Source organism: Modestobacter italicus, from assembly GCF_019799965.1.
Classification (GTDB): Bacteria; Actinomycetota; Actinomycetes; order Mycobacteriales; family Geodermatophilaceae; genus Modestobacter; species Modestobacter italicus_A.
On the sequence record NZ_JABGCJ010000002.1, the window covers coordinates 486,314 to 503,781 of the forward strand.

Below are 17,468 nucleotides of genomic sequence, written 5' to 3' on the forward strand. Positions count from 1 at the left end.
CGAGTCCGAACCGAGACCGGTGACCACTCGCGCGCTGGTGATCATGACTGAGACAGTGGGGCCCTCGGCCGCAGCCGCGGCCGAGACCGCGTCGCCGTCGACTCGAAGAGGTCCCCCGTGCCAGAAGTCGAACCCGCCCTGGGTACCACGCCCCTGTTGCTGATCGCGGTGGCCGCGGTCGCCGTGCTGCTCGTCCTGATCATGAAGTTCAAGGTCCACGCCTTCGTGGCCCTGGTGCTGGTCAGCCTGCTGACCGCCCTGGCGACCCGGATCCCGGTCGGGGACGTCATCGACACCCTGCTCGCCGGGTTCGGGTCGACGCTGGCCAGCGTCGCCCTGCTCGTCGGGCTGGGCGCGATGATCGGCAAGCTGCTGGAGGTCACCGGCGGCGCCACCGTGCTGGCGGACTCGATGATCAACCGGTTCGGGGAGAAGCGGGCACCCCTGGCCCTGGGCGTCGCGTCCCTGCTGTTCGGCTTCCCCATCTTCTTCGACGCCGGCTTCGTCGTCTTCCTGCCGATCATCTTCAGCGTCGCCCGCCAGTTCGGCGGGTCGGTGCTGCTCTACGCGCTGCCCTCGGCGGGCGCCTTCGCGGTCATGCACGCCTTCGTGCCCCCGCACCCCGGCCCGGTCGGCGCCGGCGACATCCTCGGGGCCGACATCGGCCTGCTGGTGATCGTCGGCCTGGTCATCGGGCTGCCGACCTGGTTCATCTCCTGCTACCTGTTCAGCCAGTGGATCGGCCGGCGGGTCACGGTCCCGATCCCCTCGACACTGGCCGGCCGGAAGTCCGAGGCCGACGACCCCCGGGTCGACGCCGAGGTCGACGACCCGGACGGCCCGCGCGGTGGCGGCGGCGCCACCGCGGCCGGCGGGACGGCGACCGCGACCACCACCCGGACCGGGCCGCCGAAGTTCAGCACCGTGCTCACCCTGCTGCTCCTGCCGCTGGTGCTGATCCTGCTCAACACCGGCTTCAACACCCTGGCCACCGCCGGCGCGGTCGACGAGGACGCCGGCTGGCTGGAGTGGGTGACCCTGCTCGGCCAGACGCCGGTGGCGCTGCTGATCACCCTGCTGGTGGCCGCCGCGGTGCTGAGCCGGGAGCGCTTCTCCCGGGCCGAGACCGAGGACCTGCTCAACTCCTCGATCGGGCCGGTCGCGGCGATCATCCTGATCACCGGCGCCGGTGGCATGTTCGGCGGGGTGCTGCGGGCCAGCGGCATCGGCACCGCGCTGGCCGACAGCCTGGAGTCGATCGGGCTGCCGGTGATCGTTGCCGCCTTCGTGATCGCGACCTGCCTGCGGGTCGCCCAGGGTTCGGCGACGGTGGCCCTGCTGACCACCGCAGGGCTGATCGCCCCGGCGGTGGCGGAGAACGACCTCTCCCGGCTGGACACCGCGCTCGTCGTCATCGCGATCGCCTGCGGTGCCACCGTGCTCTCCCACGTCAACGACTCCGGCTTCTGGCTGGTGGGCCGGTTCCTGGAGATGGACGTGAAGACCACCCTGCGCACCTGGACGGTCATGGAGACGCTGATCGGCGTCGTCGGCTTCGCGATCGCCTGGCTGCTGAGCCTGATCGTCTAGTCCCCTGCGCGGCCCGGGGCCGGGCCGCCCGCTCATCGCGGACGACCCGGCCCGGGGTGTGGCAGGTGCTGGCTCAGTAGGCGCTGAACAGCAGGTCGTTGTTCGCCGTCCGGGTGGTGGTGACTCGGTCCTTGGTGGTCCCGCCGGTGATCGCCGCCGACACGGTCGCGGGGGACGCCGACGGGTTGCCCTGCAGGTAGAGCGCCGCGACCCCGGCCACGTGCGGGGTGGCCATCGAGGTCCCGCTGATCGTGTTGGTCGCGGTGTTGCCGGTGTGCCAGTCGCTGGTGATGCCCACGCCGGGGGCGAACAGGTCGACGCAGGCGCCGTAGTTGCTGAACGACGCCGGGGCGTCGTTCCGGTCGGTCGCACCGACGGTCAGCGCCGCGCCGACCCGGGAGGGCGAGCCGCCGCAGGCGTCCTGGGGCACCCCGCGGGCGTCGCCGTTCCCGGCGGCAACGGCGTAGGTGACCCCGTCGGCGATGGACCGCTGCACGGCCGCGTCGACGGCGGTGCTGATGCCACCGCCCAGGCTCATGTTCGCCACTGCCGGTGCACCGGCGGTGTGGTGCGCGGTCACCCAGTCGATGCCGGCGATGACCCCGGCGTTGCTGCCACTGCCGGCGCAGTCCAGCACCCGGACGGCGACCAGGCGGGCGCCCTTCGCCACGCCGTGCGTCGTGCCCCCGACGGTGCCGGCGACGTGGGTGCCGTGACCGTTGCAGTCGTCGGCGCTGCCGCCGTCGACCGCGTCGTACCCGGAGACCGCGCGGCCGCCGAAGTCGGCGTGCGAGAGCCGGATGCCGGTGTCGATGACGTAGGCGGTCACCCCGGCGCCGGTGGCGGTGTAGCTGTAGGAGCCGGACAGCGGCAGCGCCCGCTGGTCGGTGCGGTCCAGGCCCCAGGTGGCCCGGGTCTGGGTCGCCCCCAGCTGGACCGGCGCGTCCCGCTCGACCGCCGCGACGCCGGGCAGGGTCGCCAGCCGGTCGGCCACGTTCGTCGGGAGCTCCACGGCGAAGCCGGTGAGCGCGGAGGTGTAGACGTGCTCGACCTCGCCGCCGAGCCGCCGGGCGGCCTGGTCGGCGATGGCGGCCGCGGGGGAGCCGGGCACCAGGCTCACGATGTAGGTGTCCAGCGGTGCGGCGGGCGCTGCGGAGGCGGTACCGGTGGTCGCGCCGAGGCCGGCGACGGTCAGCGCGGCGACGGTGCCGGTGACCAGAGTCCTTCGGATGTGCACGGACGGTTCTCCTCGGTCCGGGGGAGTCGCACTGTGAGGTGCGACGCAGACACGGAGAGTGAAACCGCGGAGTTCCGGTAGGGGAAGAGAAAGCGGCGTGCAATCGATTGTGCACGGCGCGTCACGACAGCCGGGCGCGTCGCCGGTCAGTCGGGGTTCGGCAGCGCGGTCCCGTCGCGTAGGGCGCTCAGCAGCGCGATGTCCTTGGCGTGCCCGTCGTCGGCGCTGGGCGTCTCCACCACCACCGGCACGCCGGCCATGGCCGGGTGGGTGAGCAGCTCGGCGAAGGGGGCGGCACCGATGGAACCGGCCCCGATCGTGGTGTGCCGGTCCCGGGTCGAGCCGCAGGGGTCCAGCGAGTCGTTGGCGTGCACCAGGCCCAGCCGGCCCGGCCCGACGGTGGCCGTCAGCGCGTCGAGGGTCGCCGCCATCCCGCCGGGGGTGGCCAGGTCGTGTCCGGCGGCCCAGGCGTGGCAGGTGTCGAGGCAGACGCCGACCGCCGGGTGCTGCTCCAGCGCCGCGAGGTAGGGCCCGAGGTCCTGCACCGTCGCGGCCAGTGACCTGCCGCCACCGGCGGTCGGCTCGATCAGCAGCCGGGGTCCGCCCTCGGGGAGGGCCTCGAGCACCGGCAGCAGGCGCTCGTGCAGCTGGGCCAGCGCGGCCTCGTAGCGGTCCTCACCGACCGCCGAGCCGGCGTGCACCACGACCCCGGCGCAGCCGAGCTGGGCACCGCGGGCCAGGTTGTGCTCGATGGTGGTGATCGACTGCGCCACGGTCGCCTCGTTCGGCGAGCCCACGTTGACCAGGAAGGGCGTGTGGATGAACGAGGGCACGCCGCGCTCGGCGCAGCCGGCGGTGAAGGCGGCGTCCTGCGCCGGGTCGCCGGCACTGGGCCGCCAGCCGCGGGGGTTGCCGACGAACACCTGGACGGCGCGGGCCCCGACGGCGTCGGTGTAGGCCAGGCCGCCCTTGGCCAGGCCCCCCTTGATCTGGATGTGCGCCCCGATGGGCGGCGGCGCGGTCGGTGCGGGGGCGGCGGAGAGCAGGGCGGTACTGGACGACGTCACGAGGAGGGGATCACCCGAAGCTGATGAGGATGCGGACGGTGCTGCCCTGGTCGACGACCTCGCCGGCCTTGGGGCTCTGGTTGAACACGCGGTCGCCGGCGATGAACGTCTCGCTCTGCACCTCCAGGCCGGCCGCCTGCAGGAGCGCGGCGGCCTCGTCGGCGGACTTGCCGCGGACGTCGGGCACGGTGACCTGCGGGACGCCGATCGAGACGGTGATGGTCACGTCGCTGCCGTAGGGCTGGGCGCCGTCGCCCGGGCCCGGGCTGACCGCCATGACCGCCCCGGTGGACACCTCCGCGCTGCGCCCCTCGTCCCGGGAGACGGTGAAGCCCAGCTGCTCCAGGTTCTCCTGCGCGGCGTCCGGGGACTGCCCGACCACGTTCGGGACGTCGACCGGCGCCCGGCCCTGCGAGACGACCGCGGTCACCGTCTCGCCGCGCTTGAGCTGTGCACCGGCGGCGGGCTCGAACCGGATCACGCTGCCGGCGGGGACGTCCTCGTCGAACTCCTGGCTGGACTGCAGCGCCACCGGCACGTCGGCCAGGGCCGCCTGGACGGCCTCCAGCGGCTGGTTGACCAGGCCGGGGTCGATGCTGAACCGCTCCTGCCCCTTGGAGACGACGAGCTCGACGTCGGAGTTGCGGATCGCCTCGGCGCCCGCGGCGGGATCGGCGGAGATCACCACACCGGCGGGCACATCCTCGCTGAACTGCTCCTCGCCGAACACCGGGTCCAGCCCGGCCTCCTGCAGCATCCCGACCGCGGTGTCCTGGTCCTGGTTCACCAGCTCCGGGACCTGGGTCCACCGGCCCGAGCCCAGCCACCAGCCGATCGCGCCGATGGTGACCGCGAGCAGCAGCACCAGGGTCAGCGCGAAGCGGGCCCGGCGGCGGCGGATGTGCGGCGGCACCCCGGGCCTGGCCGGTGCCGGGCGGGCGCCGCCGACGTGCGTGGTGGCCCCCGTGCCGGTGCCGGGCAGCACCGTGGTGCCGCGGCCGGGCCGCATGCCGCCGAGCACCTCGGTGCGCGGGTCGCCGTCCCGGGGGCCGGGCGAGCTGGGCTGCCGGGGACGCGGCGCGGTGGGGCGGTTGGTCGGCCGCAGCGTGGCGGTCGGGTTGTCCGCCGGGCGCCCGGTGGGCACCGGCACCCGGGCCAGGCCCAGGTCGGCGCGCACGTCGGCGAGCTCGGCGAGGAAGGCCCCGGCGTCGAGCGGGCGGGCCGCCGGGTCGCGCCGGGTGGTGCGGGTGACCAGCTCGTCGACCTGCCAGGGCACCGTGGCGACCTCGGCCGACGGCGCGGGGACGTCGTGGTGCACGTGCTGGTAGGCCACCGCCAGCGGGGTGTCCCCGGCGTAGGGCGGGTGGCCGGTGAGCAGCTCGTAGAGCATCACGCCGGCGGCGTAGACGTCGCTGCGGGCGTCGCTGCGGCCGCGCTCGAGCTGCTCCGGGGACAGGTAGGCGACCGTGCCGATCAGCACCCCGCCGGTGTGGCTGGTCTGCCCGGTGCCGGCCACGGCGCGGGCCAGGCCGAAGTCGGCCACCTTCACCTGGCCGTCGGTGGAGATCAGCACGTTCTCCGGCTTGACGTCGCGGTGCGCGATGCCGGCCCGATGGGCGGCGGTCAGCCCGGCCAGCACCGGCTCCAGCACGGCGAACGCCTCGCCGACGGTGAGCCGGCCGCGGGCCTGCAGCAGGTCGCGCAGCGTGCGGCCACGGACCAGCTCCATCACCAGGTAGACCAGCCCCTGGTCACTGCCCTGGTCGCTGACCGAGACGACGTTGACGTGGCTGAGCATCGCGGTGGCCCGCGCCTCCCGGGTGAACCGGTCGACGAAGGCGGGGTCGTGCGCCAGGTGCTCGGCCATCACCTTGACCGCGACGGTGCGGTGCAGTCGCAGGTCGGTGGCGGCGTAGACGGTGGACATGCCGCCGCGCGCCAGGCGCTCCTCGAGGCGGTAGCGCCCCTCGAGGACGAGGCCGACCACGGGGTCGGTCACGACGGTCTCCACGCCGGCGAGTCTAGGAGCGGATCGGGCGCCGTGGACCCAACGACGCGGACGACGAGGTCACGGTCTGGACACCCGTGCCCTGGAGTGACCAGGTGGACGGATGGGGTCTGGGGGAGTGGTCGCCGGACGGCGGCAGTGGCCAGTGGGGCGACCGGGACCGGACGGCACGCCGCCCCGGTGGCCAGCGCCCCGGTGGCCGGCGCCCCGGTGGCCGGCGTCCCGGGGCTAAGCGCCCCGGGGCTCAGCGCCCCGGGGCTCAGCGCCCCGGGGGTCAGCGGCCGGCCCACGGTGCCCGGACGACGGTGTCCCGCGGCACCGACCGCACGTCGTCCAGTCCGCACAGGGCCATGGTGTGCGCCAGCTCCTCGCTCAGCCCGCTGATCACCCGCGCCACGCCGTCGGCGCCGCCGATGGCCAGCCCCCAGGTGGTGGGCCGGCCGAGGAAGACCGCGCGGGCGCCCAGTGCGAGGGCGGTGAGCGCGTCGGCGCCGGTGCGCACCCCGCCGTCGGCATAGACCTCCACCGCCTCGCCGACCGCGGCCACCACCTCCGGCAGGGCCTCGGCGCTGGCGATCGCCGGGTCGGCCTGCCGTCCACCGTGGGTGGACACCCAGACCGCGGCGGCACCGGCGGCCACGCACCGCTCGGCGTCATCGCCCCGGAGCACGCCCTTGACCACGACCGGCAGCCCGGACAGCTCGGCGTACCGCCCGATGTCGGCGAACGTCCAGGTGGGCGTCTCGGCGGCCGGCAGCGGCGGCTGGGCGCCGGTCGCCGGTGGGTGGTTGGCCAGCGGCAGCCCGGCCGGCAGCGCGAAGTCGTGCCGCAGGTCGCGGTGCCGCCGGCCGAGCACCGGCAGGTCGACGGTGAGCACGAGGGCGCGGTAGCCGGCCCGGCCGGCCCGCCGGGCGAGGTCGTCGGTGTGGGCGGGGGAGTGCAGCCGGTACAGCTGGAACCACCGCGGCCCCGCCGGGGTGGCGGCGGCGACGTCGGCCAGGGAAGAGGTCGCGCTCGTCGAGACGGTCATGAGCGCACCGGCCGCGGCGGCGCCGCGGGCGGTGGCCAGCTCGCCGTCCGGGTGGGCCATCGCCTGGTACGCCCACGGCGCGACGCCGATCGGGGTGGCCACCTCGGTGCCCAGCAGCGTGGTGCGCAGCTGCACCGCGGCGACGCCGCGCAGCACGTGCGGGCGCAGCCGCCAGGACCGCCAGGCCCTCGGCGCCTCGACCAGCGTCGTCTCGGTGCCGGCGCCGCCGGCGTAGTAGTCGAAGACGTCGGCCGGCAGCACCGCCCGGGCCCGGGTCTCCAGGGCGTCCAGGTCCAGGAACGGCGGCTCGCGGCCCGGGTCGTCCGGGGTCGGCGTCTCGCCTGCCGTGCGCTGCGGCTGGCTGAGCCGGGCGCCGGGCGCCGGGCCGTCGCTGCGCACCATGGACAGCAGCCTAGGTAACCGGTGGCCCGGCGCGGGACCGTCGAGGTCAGCCGAGGTCGGCCGACAGCCAGTGCTCGGGCCGGAGGTGCACGACGACCTGTGCGCCGTGCTCGGCCAGCGACATCTCGACGTACCCCGGGACGGCGTCGGCGGGCAGGTACCGCTCGGCCATGGCCCGCACGTCGTCCGGGGTGGCCGGTCGGCTGCCGGCGACCGGGCCCTCGACGGAGACGTAGCGGACCGTGGGGGACAGCCGGTCGACCAGCAGGCTGAACCGGCCGGCCGCCTCGATCAGCCGCGCCTTGCGGGAGGCGGCCTGGGTGACGATCCAGGCGGTGCCGCCGGGGGTGTACCCGTACCAGATCGGCACGGTCAGAGGCCCTCGGTCGGGGCCGGCGGAGACGGCGAGGGCCGCCACGTGCGGTTCGGCCAGGAACTGCTCTCGGAGGTCGGTGCTCAGCGCCATGACGGCATGCTGGTCGCGGGGTACGACAGTCCGCCGGGTTCCCCGGACGGGGAGGCACCGGGGACCGACCTAGGCTGACGGGGTGGACACGCTCACCCCCGCGGAGGTCGCCGAGCAGCTCGGCGTCTCGACGAACAAGGTCCGTCAGCTGATCTCCGAGCGGAAGCTCCTGGCCGTGCCCGGGAGCGGCAACAGCAGGATCCCGGCGGACTTCCTGCAGGACGGCGCGATCCTCAAGCACCTGCCGGGTCTGCTGACCGTCCTCCACGACGGCCGGTTCACCGACGAGGAGGCCTTCGAGTGGCTCTTCCGCGCCGACGACTCGCTGCCGGGCACCCCCGTCCAGGCGCTGCGCGACGACCGGCACACCGAGGTCACCCGCCGGGCCCAGGCACTGGCCCTGTAGTCGCCGGCCGATGGGGCACCTGACCTACCTCGCGCTGCTGGTCGGCTGCCTCGTGGTGACCGCGCCGCTGGAGCTGCTGCTGCACGTGCGGGTCTACGCCCGCTGGCGCCGGCTGCTGCTGGCGGTGGCGCCGGAGTTCACCGTGTTCGTGGTCTGGGTGCTCTACGCCATCGCCCAGGGCCACTGGGACTACAGCGACCGGTACACCCTCGGCGTCCGGCTGCCCGGCGGCATCCCGGTCGAGGAGGTGCTGTTCTTCCTCGTCGTCCCGCTCGCCTCGGTGATGTCGCTGGAGGCGGTGCGCCGGGTGACCGGCTGGGACGCCGGCTACCCGGCCGAGGAAGCCGACGCGTGAGCTACTCGGCCCTGGCCGTCACCGCGGTCGTCGTGGTGCTGGTGCTCGACCTGGCGGTCTACCGGACCCGGATGGTGACCCGGCGGGCCTACTGGACGGCCTACGCGATCATCGTCTTCTTCCAGCTGCTGATGAACGGCGTGCTGACCGGCCTCGGTGTGGTCACCTACGACCCGGGGGCCATCTGGGGGCCGCGGATCGCCTACGCCCCGGTCGAGGACCTGCTCTTCGGCTGGGCCATGGTCACGCTGACCCTGGCCAGCTGGGCGGCGGTCAACCGCCGGGCGAACACCGCCAGGCGACGCGGCCGGGACACCGACACCCGGCGGTCCAGCACCCGGTAGTCGGCGCGCTCGATCTCGGTCAGGATCCCGCCGTACAGGTCGGTGGCCGCGCGCACGCAGTCCCGCGACTCCGCGGCCAGCATCGGGGTGCCGGGGGCGGCGTCGTCGTAGCGGCGGCGGACCACCTCGACCATCTCCCGCATCAGCTGCCGGAACCGGTCGTCGAACCGCTTGGCCTCCAGCTGCTCGCGGGTGACCCCGTGGGCGGCCATCAGGTCCGCGGGCAGGTACACCCGGCCGCGGTCGACGTCCTCGCCGACGTCGCGCAGGAAGTTGGTGAGCTGGAACGCCTCGCCCAGCGCGATCGCGTGCGGCGCCGCCTCCTCCCGCGCGACACCGGGTGCCGTGCCGAGGACCGGCAGCACCTGCAGGCCGATGACCGACGCCGAACCCCACATGTAGCGGTCCAGGGCGGCCAGGTCGGCGTAGCCGCTGACGTCCAGGTCGCTGGTCATCGCGGCCAGGAAGTCGACCAGGTGCTCCAGCGGGATGTCGTACCGGCGGTAGGTGTGCACCAGCGCCAGCCGCACCGGGTCGTCGGACCAGCCGGCCTCGACCTCCTCCAGCGCCGCCTTCGACCAGGCAAGCAGCTCGGCCTCCGGGTCGCGGCCGGGCAGGTCGGCGCCGACGTCGACGATGTCGTCGGCCACCCGGGCCGCGGCGTACAGCGCGTGCACGGCCGGCCTGCGGTCGGGGGTGAGCAGCCGGGTGGCCAGGAAGTAGGACTTGCCGTGCTCGGCCGCGATCCCGCGACACACGGCGTAGGCGGCGTCCAGCCGGGCCTGCTGCTCGGCCCGGGTGGACGGCGGGACGGCGGTCACGCCTGCACCCCGGTGATCCGCTCGGCCGCCAGCCGGCCGCTGATCACGACCATCGGGACGCCGACGCCGGGCTGCACCGACGAGCCGGCCAGCACCACGTTCTCCGGCCCGCTGCGCGGCAGGGTGGACGGGCGGAACGGCCCGGTCTGCCCGAAGGTGTGCGCCAGCGCGAACGGCGTGCCGGCGGCCATGCCCTGGGCTGCCCAGTCCAGCGGGGTCAGCAGCTCCTCGACCTCGATCGCGTCGCCCACCCCGGTCCAGCCGCGCGCCTCCAGGGTGGCCAGCAGCTCCTCCCGGTAGCGCGGGGCCAGCGCCGGCCAGTCCAGCCGGGGGTTGCCACCGCTGCGCGGGTCCAGGTTCGGCGTGGGGGCGACGACGCTGAGCACCTGGCCGCCGTCGGGGGCCAGCGAGCGGTCGGTCACCGACGGCATCGAGATCAGCAGGCTCGGGTCGCTCATCGGCCGGCCGTCCCGGGTCAGCTCGTCGAACACCTGCTGCCAGGCGTCACCGAAGCTGATCGTGTGGTGCGCCTGCCCGGGCAGCTCCGACCGCACGCCCAGGTGCATCGCCACGCAGGACGGCGAGTAGACCGGCCGGCGTGGGCCGCGCACCCCGGGCACGAGCAGGTGCGGGGCGTCGGCGGTGACGACGACGGCGTCGGCGGGCAGCCGGTCGCCGTCGGCCAGCCGCACCCCGGTGACCCGGCCGCCGGCCAGGTCGAGCTCGGCGACGTCGGTGTCGTACCGGAACTCCACCCCGGCGTCGGCGGCGGCCGCGGCCATCGCCCGCGGGACCGCACCGATCCCGCCCTCGGGGTGCCAGACGCCGGCGCCGATGTCCAGCTGCGCGATGACGGCGTAGGCGGCGATCGCCCGGAACGGCGAGACCCCGGCGTAGAGGGCCTGGAAGCTGAACAGCCGGCGCAGCCGGTCGTCGGTGAACGACGCCTCGACGTGGTTCGACAGCCGGCGGAAGCCACCACGCCGCACCAGGGTGAGCAGCTCGGAGCCGAGCAGGTCCAGCGGGGAGTCCAGGTTGCGGTCGATGAACGTGCGCAGCTGCAGCCGGTAGAGCTCGGCGAGGTCGTCGAGGTAGCGCAGCAGGGCCGCGGCCTCACCGGGGCCGCACAGCCGCTCGACCTCGGCGGCGAACGCGGCTCGGTCGGCGTGCACGTCCAGGTGCGAGCCGTCGGCGAACTGGGCCCGGTAGGTGGTCTCCAGCGGGGTGAGGGTCAGCCGGTCGGCCATCCGCTCACCGACGGCGGCGAACGTCTCCTCGATCAGCTCCGGGGCGGTGAACACCGAGGGCCCGGTGTCCAGCGTGTAGCCGGCCCGGCTCACCACGCCGGCCCGGCCGCCGGGGCCCGGGCAGCGGTCGACGACGGTGACCTCGCGCCCGGCGCCGCGCAGCCGCAGCGCGGCGGACAGCCCGGCCAGGCCGGCGCCGACGACCACGACCCGGTCGGTCCGCCCGGGGACGGTGCGCAGCGGGCGGTTCAGCAGCGGGCTCACGCGGCGCGGGTGGTGGCGGCGACGGCGAGGGCGTCCAGCGCGCGGCAGGCGTCGGCGGCCAGCGGGGCGTCGGCGATGGCGCGGCGGGCCGCCCGGGTCTGGGCGGCGATCCGCTCCTCCACCCGGTCCAGCGCTCCGGTGCGGGTCATCAGTGAGCGCACCTCGTCCAGCTGGTCGCCGTCCGCGGCGGTGTTGCCCAGGGCCCCGGCGAGCAGGGCGCGCCCGTCGCCGTCCGCGGCCTCCTCGGTGAGCGCGACCAGCAGCGTGCGCTTGCCCTCGCGCAGGTCGTCGTCGGCGGACTTGCCGGTGACCGTGGGGTCGCCGAACACGCCCAGCACGTCGTCCCGCAGCTGGAAGGCCTCGCCCAGCGGCAGCCCGATCGCGGTGCACACCTCCAGCGCGTCGGGGCCGGCGCCGGCCAGCGAGGCGCCCAGCTGCAGCGGCCGCTGGACGGTGTAGCCGGCGCTCTTGTAGCGGGCCACGGCGAGCGCACCGGCCGGCCCCGGCAGCCCACCGGCGGCGCGGAGCAGGTCCAGGTACTGGCCGGCGGTGACCTCGGTGCGCATGGTGTCCCAGACCGGGCGGGCCCGGGCCAGCGCGGCGGGGGAGATGCCCGAGCGGCGCAGCAGCTCGTCGGACCAGACCAGCGCCAGGTCGCCCACCAGGATCGCGGCACCCACGCCGAAGGTGGCCGCGTCGCCGTCCAGGGCGTCACCGCCGTGCCGGTCGGCGAAGCCGACGTGCGTGGCCGCCCGGCCGCGGCGGGTCACCGCGGCGTCCATCACGTCGTCGTGCACCAGGGCGCTGCTGTGCACCAGCTCCAGGGCGGCCACGGCGCGCAGCACCGCGTCGTCGGGCTCGGCGGCCGGGTCCGCGGTGTCGACGAAGGCCCGCCACCCCCAGTAGGCGAACGCCGGGCGCAGCCGTTTGCCCCCACCGGCGACCGCGGCCACCTCGTCGGCCACCGGCACGAGCTCGGCGGCCATGTTGGCCAGCGTCTCCCGCTGCTCGGTGAGGAAGGACCGCAACGCCGTCTCGACCGCACCCCGCAGGCGACCGAGATCGGCCGCCTCGAGGACCGGGGCGAGGAGGCCGTCGGCGGAGGAGTCGCGCTGCTGCGTCCCTGCTGTCACACGGCGAGTATTGCCCAACTCGGCAGTGCGCGACTCCGGTCGAGCGAGGTGACGCCGATGTCGGTCCCCGTCCACGTACCCTCGCCTGTCATGACCGGCACCGTGCGCGAGCTGCTGCAGTCGGAGCGGCCCACCTGGTCCTTCGAGTTCTTCCCCCCGCGCGACGCGGCGGCCGAGGTGCAGCTGTGGACGGCGCTGCGCCAGCTGGAGCAGCTGCGGCCCTCGTTCGTCTCGGTGACCTACGGGGCGGGCGGGTCGACCCGCGAGGGCACCGTGTCGGTGACCGAGCGCATCGCCACCGACACCACGATGCTGCCGATGGCGCACCTGACCGCCGTCGACCACAGCATCGCCGAGCTCCGGCACGTGGTCAGCCGGCTGGCCGACGCCGGGGTGCGCAACCTGCTGGCGCTGCGCGGTGACCCGCCGGGCGCCGACCCGCAGGCCGAGTGGACGGCGCACCCGCAGGGCCTGCAGTACGCCGCGCAGCTGGTCGAGCTGATCAAGAGCATGGGCGACTTCTCGGTGGGCGTCGCCGCCTTCCCGGAGAAGCACCCGCGGTCGGTGGACCTCGAGGCCGACACCGACATGTTCGTGGCCAAGTGCCGGGCCGGCGCCGACTTCGCGATCAGCCAGATGTTCTTCCGGGTCGAGGACTACCTGCGGCTGCGCGACCGGGTCACGGCGCGCGGCTGCGACGTCCCGGTCGTGGCCGGGGTCATGCCGGTCACCAACGCCCGGCAGATCGCCCGGATCGTGCAGCTGTCCGGGCAGGCGTTCCCGACCGAGCTGGCCGACCGGTTCGCCGAGCTCGACGGTGACACCCCCGAGCACAAGCTGGCGGTGCGCGCCTACGGGGTGGAGGTGGCCACCGAGATGTGCCGGCGGCTGCTGGCCGAGGGCGTGCCGGGCATCCACTTCATCACCATGAACCGCTCGACCGCGACGCGTGAGGTGTGGTCGAACCTGGCCGGCGCCGACCTGGTCGGCTGACCACCCCGGTCAGCCCGCCGCTGCTCCGCCGAGCAGCTCCTCGGCCTCCTGCGCGGCCCGCCGGAGGCCCTCCCGCTCGGCGGCGTAGCCACCGACCACGCCGACGACCGGCAGCTGGGCCAGCGCCCGGTGCCGCAGCTTGCCCTTGGGCCGGGCGTCCAGGGCGTCGTCGACCCGGCTGAGCAGGCGGGCGGCCCGCCAGATGCTGCGGGCGACGCCGCCCACGCCGGAGCGGTCCGCGCCCAGCGCCTCGTCCCGGTAGACGCCCCGGCTGCGGGCCAGCAGCGGGGTCACCCGGTCGGCGGGCAGGTCCCGGTCGAGCAGCACCCGGGCCAGCAGGGACACCCGCTGGGCCTGCTGGTCCAGGCCGTGCGCGCGGGCGACGCCGAGCACGACCAGCGCCTGGACGGCGGAGCCCACGGTGTTCTGCAGCGGCAGCAGGTCGGCGACCTTGCCGGCGAACCGCGGCGCGGCCGACACCCCGGCGGCGACCCGGCTCACCTGCTCGGCCCACCACGCGGCGCGCTGCGCGGGCGGCAGCTGGGGCGGGCGGCCGAGCCGCTGCACCAGCGGGCCCAGCCCGGCGTCCACGCGGCGCAGCACGTCGACGACCACGGCGTCACTGATCGGGGCGGCCATGGCGTCCGACCGTAGGTGCCGCGGCCCGAGTCCGCAGGACCAGCTGGACGGACCAGCGCGCCGGGGCCGCTGGGGCCGCCGAGCCGCTACCGTGCCGCCGTGATCATCGGGGCTGCCGTCGTGGCCGTCGTCGTGCTGGCCGGGCTCGCCGTGCTGCAGGTGCAGCTGGCGGCCGGCCGCCCGCTGGGACACCTTGCGTGGGGCGGGCAGCACCGGGTGCTGCCGCCCCGGCTCCGGATCGGCAGCGCGGTGTCGATCGTGCTGTACGCGGTGTTCGGCGGGGTGGTGGTCGGCGCGGCGGTCGGGGCGCCCACGCCGGGGCGTGGGCTGGAGGTCGGCATCTGGGTGCTCACCGGGTACTTCACGCTGGGCGTGCTGGTCAACGCCGTCTCGCGCAGCCGGCCGGAGCGGCAGGTCATGACGCCGGTCTCGCTGGTGCTGGCCGGCTGCTGCCTGGTGGTCGCGCTGGCCTGACCACCGGCCGTGGCTGCGCGCTCGAGGGCCGGTGGTGGCCAGGCCGTCGTACCGTGGCCGGGTGGCTCGACGGCGGACCGGAGCAGCCCGCCGCTGGGCACTGGTGGTGGGCCTGGTCGCCGTCCTGCTCGCACTGCCCTCGGTGATCGGCGCGCTGCCCGCCTCCGACGCCGGCACGCCCGCGGCCGACCTGCGCCGGGCGGTGCTGGCCTCCGCCGACGTCCCGTTCGCCGGGTACGCGCAGTCCGCCGGCGGACTCGACCTGCCGGTGGGCGACCAGCTCACCTCGGCGGCCGACCTGTTGAGCGACCGGACGACGATGCGCGCCTGGTACCGCGGCCCGGCCGACTGGCGGGTGGACGTCGTCGCACCGACCGGCGAGACCGGCGTGCACGCCGACCCAGGCGGCACCTGGACCTGGACCTGGGAGCGGGCGGTGGCGACCCGGACGGCGCCGAGCCCCCTGGCGCTGCCCACCGCGCCGGACCTGCTGCCCAGCGCGCTGGGGCGCCGGCTGCTGTCCGAGGCCACCGACGCCGAGCTGAGCCGGATCGGCGCCGACCGGCTCGCCGGGCGGGACGCGCTGGGGGTGCGGCTGCGGCCGGCCGACACGGCGTCGTCGGTGAGCCGGGTCGACGTGTGGGTGGACGACGCCAGCGGGGTGCCGCTGCGGGTGCAGGTCTTCGGTGCCGACGACGGCCAGGCGGCGCTGGACACCGGCTTCCTGGAGTTCGAGCCGACCACCCCGCCGGCGGAGGTGACCGCCTTCGACCCGCCGCCGGAGGCCGAGCTGCGGGAGGGGCAGGACGCCCAGTTGCTGCAGTCGGCGACCCGCGCGGCCGCCGACGGTCACCGGGTGCGGCTGCCGGCGGCGCTGGCCGGCCTGGACCGCCGCACCATCGAGGGGGCGCCGCGTTCGGTCGGGCTCTACGGCCGCGGCGTGACCCTGCTCGCGGTCAGCCCGCTGCCCGGGCGGGCCGCCGACGGCCTGCGCGACGCGCTGGTCCGGGCGCCGGGCGTGGTCGTCGACCACCTGGGCGTGCGGATCTCCGCCGGGCCGCTGGGCCTGATGCTGGTGGACGGCGAGGACGGCCCGGTGCTGCTCACCGGCACCGTCGACCTGGACGCACTGGCGACCGCGGCCACCGACCTGGTGCCGGCCTGGTGAGCGACGACCCGGTGATCCAGACCGCCGGGCTGGTCAAGCGCTACGGCCAGCTGCGCGCGGTCGACGGCATCGACCTGGACGTACGGGCCGGCGACGTCTACGGCTTCCTCGGCGCGAACGGCTCGGGCAAGACCACCACCGTGCGGATGCTGCTCGGCCTGGTGCTGCCCACCCGCGGTGAGGTGCGGTTGCTGGGTGAGCCGATGCCCCGCGCCGCCCGCCGGGTGCTGCCGCGGGTCGGGGCGCTGATCGAGGGCCCGGCGCACTACGGGCACCTGTCCGGCCGGGCGAACCTGGCGCTGCTGGACGCCGCCGGGCCGGGTGGCTCCCGCCGCACCCGGAAGGCGCGGATCGACACCGTGCTGGAGCAGGTCGGCCTGGCCGGCGTGGGCCGCAAGCCGGTCAAGGCCTACTCGCTGGGCATGCGCCAGCGGCTCGGCCTGGGCGCCGCGCTGCTGCGCCGTCCCGAGCTGCTGGTGCTCGACGAGCCGACCAACGGGCTGGACCCGCAGGGCATCCACGAGATCCGTGACCTGCTGCTGGAGCTGCACCGCGGCGGGACGACGGTGTTCCTCTCCAGCCACCTGCTGGCCGAGGTGGAGCAGCTGTGCACCCGGGTCGGGGTGCTCGACCGCGGGCGGCTGGTGCTGCAGGACCAGCTGGCCACCCTCACCGCGCCCACCGGCGCGACGATCGTGCAGACCCCCGACCCCGGCCGGGTGCGCGCGGCCCTGGACGGCCGGGTGCTGCGCACCGACGGCGACCGGGCCGTGGTGCGCGGCGCCGACCCCGCGGAGGTGAACGCCGCGCTGGTCGCCGCCGGCGTGCCGGTGACCGGGCTGGCGCTGGAGCGCCCGACCCTGGAGGAGGTGGTGCTGGCCGCGGCGAGCACCAGCGCCGACCGGGTGGACGCACCGGGGGAGCGGTCGCGCCGGTGATCGCCGTCGAGCTGCGCAAGCTGTTCCGCCGTCCCCGCACCTGGGTGACGATCGGCCTGCTCAACGGGCTGCCGGTGCTGGTCGCCGTGCTGCTGGCGCTCACCGACCTGGCGCCTCGGCCGGGCGAGGGGCCGGTGTTCCTCTCCGCGGTGCTGACCAACGGCACGCTGTACCCGCTGGCCGCGCTGGCCATCGTGCTGCCGCTGTTCCTGCCGATCGCGGTCTCCGTCGTCGCCGGGGAGGCGGTCGCCGGGGAGGCGCAGGCCGGCACGCTGCGCTACCTGCTCGCCCGCCCCGCCGGGCGCACCCGGCTGCTGATCGCCAAGCTCGTCGCGGTCATCGCCTTCGTGCTGGTCACCGTGGTGGTCGTGGCGGCGGTGGGCTACCTGACCGGGCAGCTGCTGTTCGACGTCTCACCGATCGGCGGGACGGCGCTGTCGGGCACCACGCTGACCAGCCAGGAGATCGCCGGTCGCACGCTGCTGGCGATCGGCTACGTCACCGTCTCGATGCTCGGGGTGGCGGCGTTCGCGCTGTTCTTCTCCACCCTCACCGACTCGCCGTTGGGGGCCACGCTCGGCGCGCTGGCGGTGCTGATCGCCTCGTCGCTGCTGTTCACCCTGGACGCGGCGTCGGCGTTCGCGCCCTACCTGCCCACCCGGTACTGGCTGGCCTTCGTCGACCTGTTCCGCGACCCGGTCCTGTGGCGGGACGTCGTCCGCGGGGTGGCGCTGCAGGGGGTGTACGTGGTCGTGCTGGTCGGCGCGGCCTGGGCGAACTTCACCACCAAGGACGTCACCAGCTAGCCGCGCCACGCCCTCCGCGCCGATGGCCGTCCCCCGCACCGGCGTCGGTGCGGGGGACGGCCCTGGATCAGCTGCCGGAG

Annotated in this window: 17 protein-coding genes and 1 pseudogene; 9 read left to right on the plus strand and 9 right to left on the minus strand. The window is 75.5% G+C overall.

Annotated features, from left to right (window positions below; genetic code table 11):
• Window positions 1-117: 117 nt before the first annotated feature.
• A complete protein-coding gene (locus tag HLA93_RS06365; protein WP_222193496.1) occupies window positions 118-1,590 on the plus strand; it encodes a GntP family permease in 1,473 nt (490 codons plus the stop codon).
• Window positions 1,591-1,663: 73 nt separating this feature from the next.
• Here HLA93_RS06365 and HLA93_RS06370 read toward each other — a convergent pair whose 3' ends face one another.
• The 5 genes from HLA93_RS06370 to HLA93_RS06390 form a co-directional block, all read right to left on the minus strand.
• Window positions 1,664-2,827 carry a S8 family peptidase gene (locus tag HLA93_RS06370; RefSeq protein ID WP_222193498.1) on the minus strand — a complete coding sequence of 388 codons (1,164 nt, stop codon included), beginning with the start codon at window positions 2,825-2,827 and terminating at the stop codon, window positions 1,664-1,666.
• Between the two features lie 146 nt (window positions 2,828-2,973).
• Window positions 2,974-3,894: a deoxyribonuclease IV gene (locus HLA93_RS06375; RefSeq protein WP_308127971.1), complete on the minus strand. Its 921-nt coding sequence runs from the start codon at window positions 3,892-3,894 to the stop codon at window positions 2,974-2,976.
• Between the two features lie 10 nt (window positions 3,895-3,904).
• The gene (gene pknB / locus HLA93_RS06380; RefSeq protein ID WP_222193500.1) at window positions 3,905-5,905 is read right to left on the minus strand and encodes a Stk1 family PASTA domain-containing Ser/Thr kinase; all 2,001 of its coding nucleotides are present in this window, start codon (window positions 5,903-5,905) and stop codon (window positions 3,905-3,907) included.
• Between the two features lie 271 nt (window positions 5,906-6,176).
• Complete coding sequence (locus tag HLA93_RS06385; protein ID WP_222193501.1) at window positions 6,177-7,334, minus strand: alpha-hydroxy acid oxidase; 1,158 nt, start codon at window positions 7,332-7,334, stop codon at window positions 6,177-6,179.
• A gap of 46 nt (window positions 7,335-7,380) precedes the next feature.
• Window positions 7,381-7,800: a pyridoxamine 5'-phosphate oxidase family protein gene (locus HLA93_RS06390; protein ID WP_222193503.1), complete on the minus strand. Its 420-nt coding sequence runs from the start codon at window positions 7,798-7,800 to the stop codon at window positions 7,381-7,383.
• A gap of 82 nt (window positions 7,801-7,882) precedes the next feature.
• On the opposite strand from HLA93_RS06390, the gene HLA93_RS21980 reads away from it, so the two are divergent.
• The 3 genes and pseudogenes from HLA93_RS21980 to HLA93_RS20780 form a co-directional block, all read left to right on the plus strand.
• Window positions 7,883-8,206: an Rv2175c family DNA-binding protein gene (locus HLA93_RS21980; RefSeq protein ID WP_222193504.1), complete on the plus strand. Its 324-nt coding sequence runs from the start codon at window positions 7,883-7,885 to the stop codon at window positions 8,204-8,206.
• 10 nt (window positions 8,207-8,216) lie between these two features.
• The gene (locus HLA93_RS06400) at window positions 8,217-8,561 is read left to right on the plus strand and encodes a lycopene cyclase domain-containing protein (RefSeq protein WP_222193505.1); all 345 of its coding nucleotides are present in this window, start codon (window positions 8,217-8,219) and stop codon (window positions 8,559-8,561) included.
• 41 nt (window positions 8,562-8,602) lie between these two features.
• Window positions 8,603-8,767, plus strand: a pseudogene (locus HLA93_RS20780) (lycopene cyclase domain-containing protein); the annotation flags it as partial.
• Here HLA93_RS20780 and HLA93_RS20785 read toward each other — a convergent pair.
• Genes HLA93_RS20785 through HLA93_RS06415 form a run of 3 tightly spaced genes read right to left on the minus strand, consistent with a single transcriptional unit; the run spans window position 8,764 to window position 12,370 of the window.
• Window positions 8,764-9,726, minus strand: coding sequence for a phytoene/squalene synthase family protein (locus HLA93_RS20785; protein WP_308127972.1), 963 nt, complete (start codon window positions 9,724-9,726; stop codon window positions 8,764-8,766). The pseudogene HLA93_RS20780 and the gene HLA93_RS20785 sit on opposite strands and share 4 nt — an antisense overlap.
• Window positions 9,723-11,237, minus strand: a complete 1,515-nt coding sequence (gene crtI / locus HLA93_RS06410; protein WP_308127973.1) for a phytoene desaturase family protein — start codon at window positions 11,235-11,237, stop codon at window positions 9,723-9,725. The genes HLA93_RS20785 and crtI overlap by 4 nt, the downstream gene beginning before the upstream one ends.
• Window positions 11,234-12,370: a polyprenyl synthetase family protein gene (locus HLA93_RS06415; RefSeq protein ID WP_222193508.1), complete on the minus strand. Its 1,137-nt coding sequence runs from the start codon at window positions 12,368-12,370 to the stop codon at window positions 11,234-11,236. The genes crtI and HLA93_RS06415 overlap by 4 nt, the downstream gene beginning before the upstream one ends.
• 90 nt (window positions 12,371-12,460) lie before the next feature.
• Here HLA93_RS06415 and metF point away from each other — a divergent pair, with 90 nt between their 5' ends.
• The gene (gene metF / locus HLA93_RS06420; protein WP_222193509.1) at window positions 12,461-13,363 is read left to right on the plus strand and encodes a methylenetetrahydrofolate reductase [NAD(P)H]; all 903 of its coding nucleotides are present in this window, start codon (window positions 12,461-12,463) and stop codon (window positions 13,361-13,363) included.
• Window positions 13,364-13,372: 9 nt separating this feature from the next.
• On the opposite strand, the gene HLA93_RS06425 is transcribed toward metF, so the two are convergent.
• Entirely contained in the window at window positions 13,373-14,002 is a 630-nt protein-coding gene (locus HLA93_RS06425) for a hypothetical protein (RefSeq protein ID WP_222193511.1), read from the minus strand.
• A gap of 99 nt (window positions 14,003-14,101) precedes the next feature.
• Here HLA93_RS06425 and HLA93_RS06430 point away from each other — a divergent pair, with 99 nt between their 5' ends.
• The 4 genes from HLA93_RS06430 (at window position 14,102) to HLA93_RS06445 (ending at window position 17,388) form a co-directional block, all read left to right on the plus strand.
• On the plus strand, window positions 14,102-14,476 hold the full coding sequence (locus HLA93_RS06430; RefSeq protein WP_222193512.1) for a hypothetical protein: 375 nt from the start codon (window positions 14,102-14,104) through the stop codon (window positions 14,474-14,476).
• Window positions 14,477-14,537: 61 nt separating this feature from the next.
• Complete coding sequence (locus HLA93_RS06435) at window positions 14,538-15,644, plus strand: LolA family protein (protein ID WP_308127974.1); 1,107 nt, start codon at window positions 14,538-14,540, stop codon at window positions 15,642-15,644.
• Window positions 15,641-16,582 carry an ABC transporter ATP-binding protein gene (locus tag HLA93_RS06440; RefSeq protein ID WP_308127975.1) on the plus strand — a complete coding sequence of 314 codons (942 nt, stop codon included), beginning with the start codon at window positions 15,641-15,643 and terminating at the stop codon, window positions 16,580-16,582. Before HLA93_RS06435 ends, HLA93_RS06440 begins: the two co-directional genes overlap by 4 nt.
• Window positions 16,579-17,388 carry an ABC transporter permease gene (locus HLA93_RS06445; RefSeq protein WP_222193516.1) on the plus strand — a complete coding sequence of 270 codons (810 nt, stop codon included), beginning with the start codon at window positions 16,579-16,581 and terminating at the stop codon, window positions 17,386-17,388. The genes HLA93_RS06440 and HLA93_RS06445 overlap by 4 nt, the downstream gene beginning before the upstream one ends.
• Window positions 17,389-17,468: the final 80 nt, after the last annotated feature.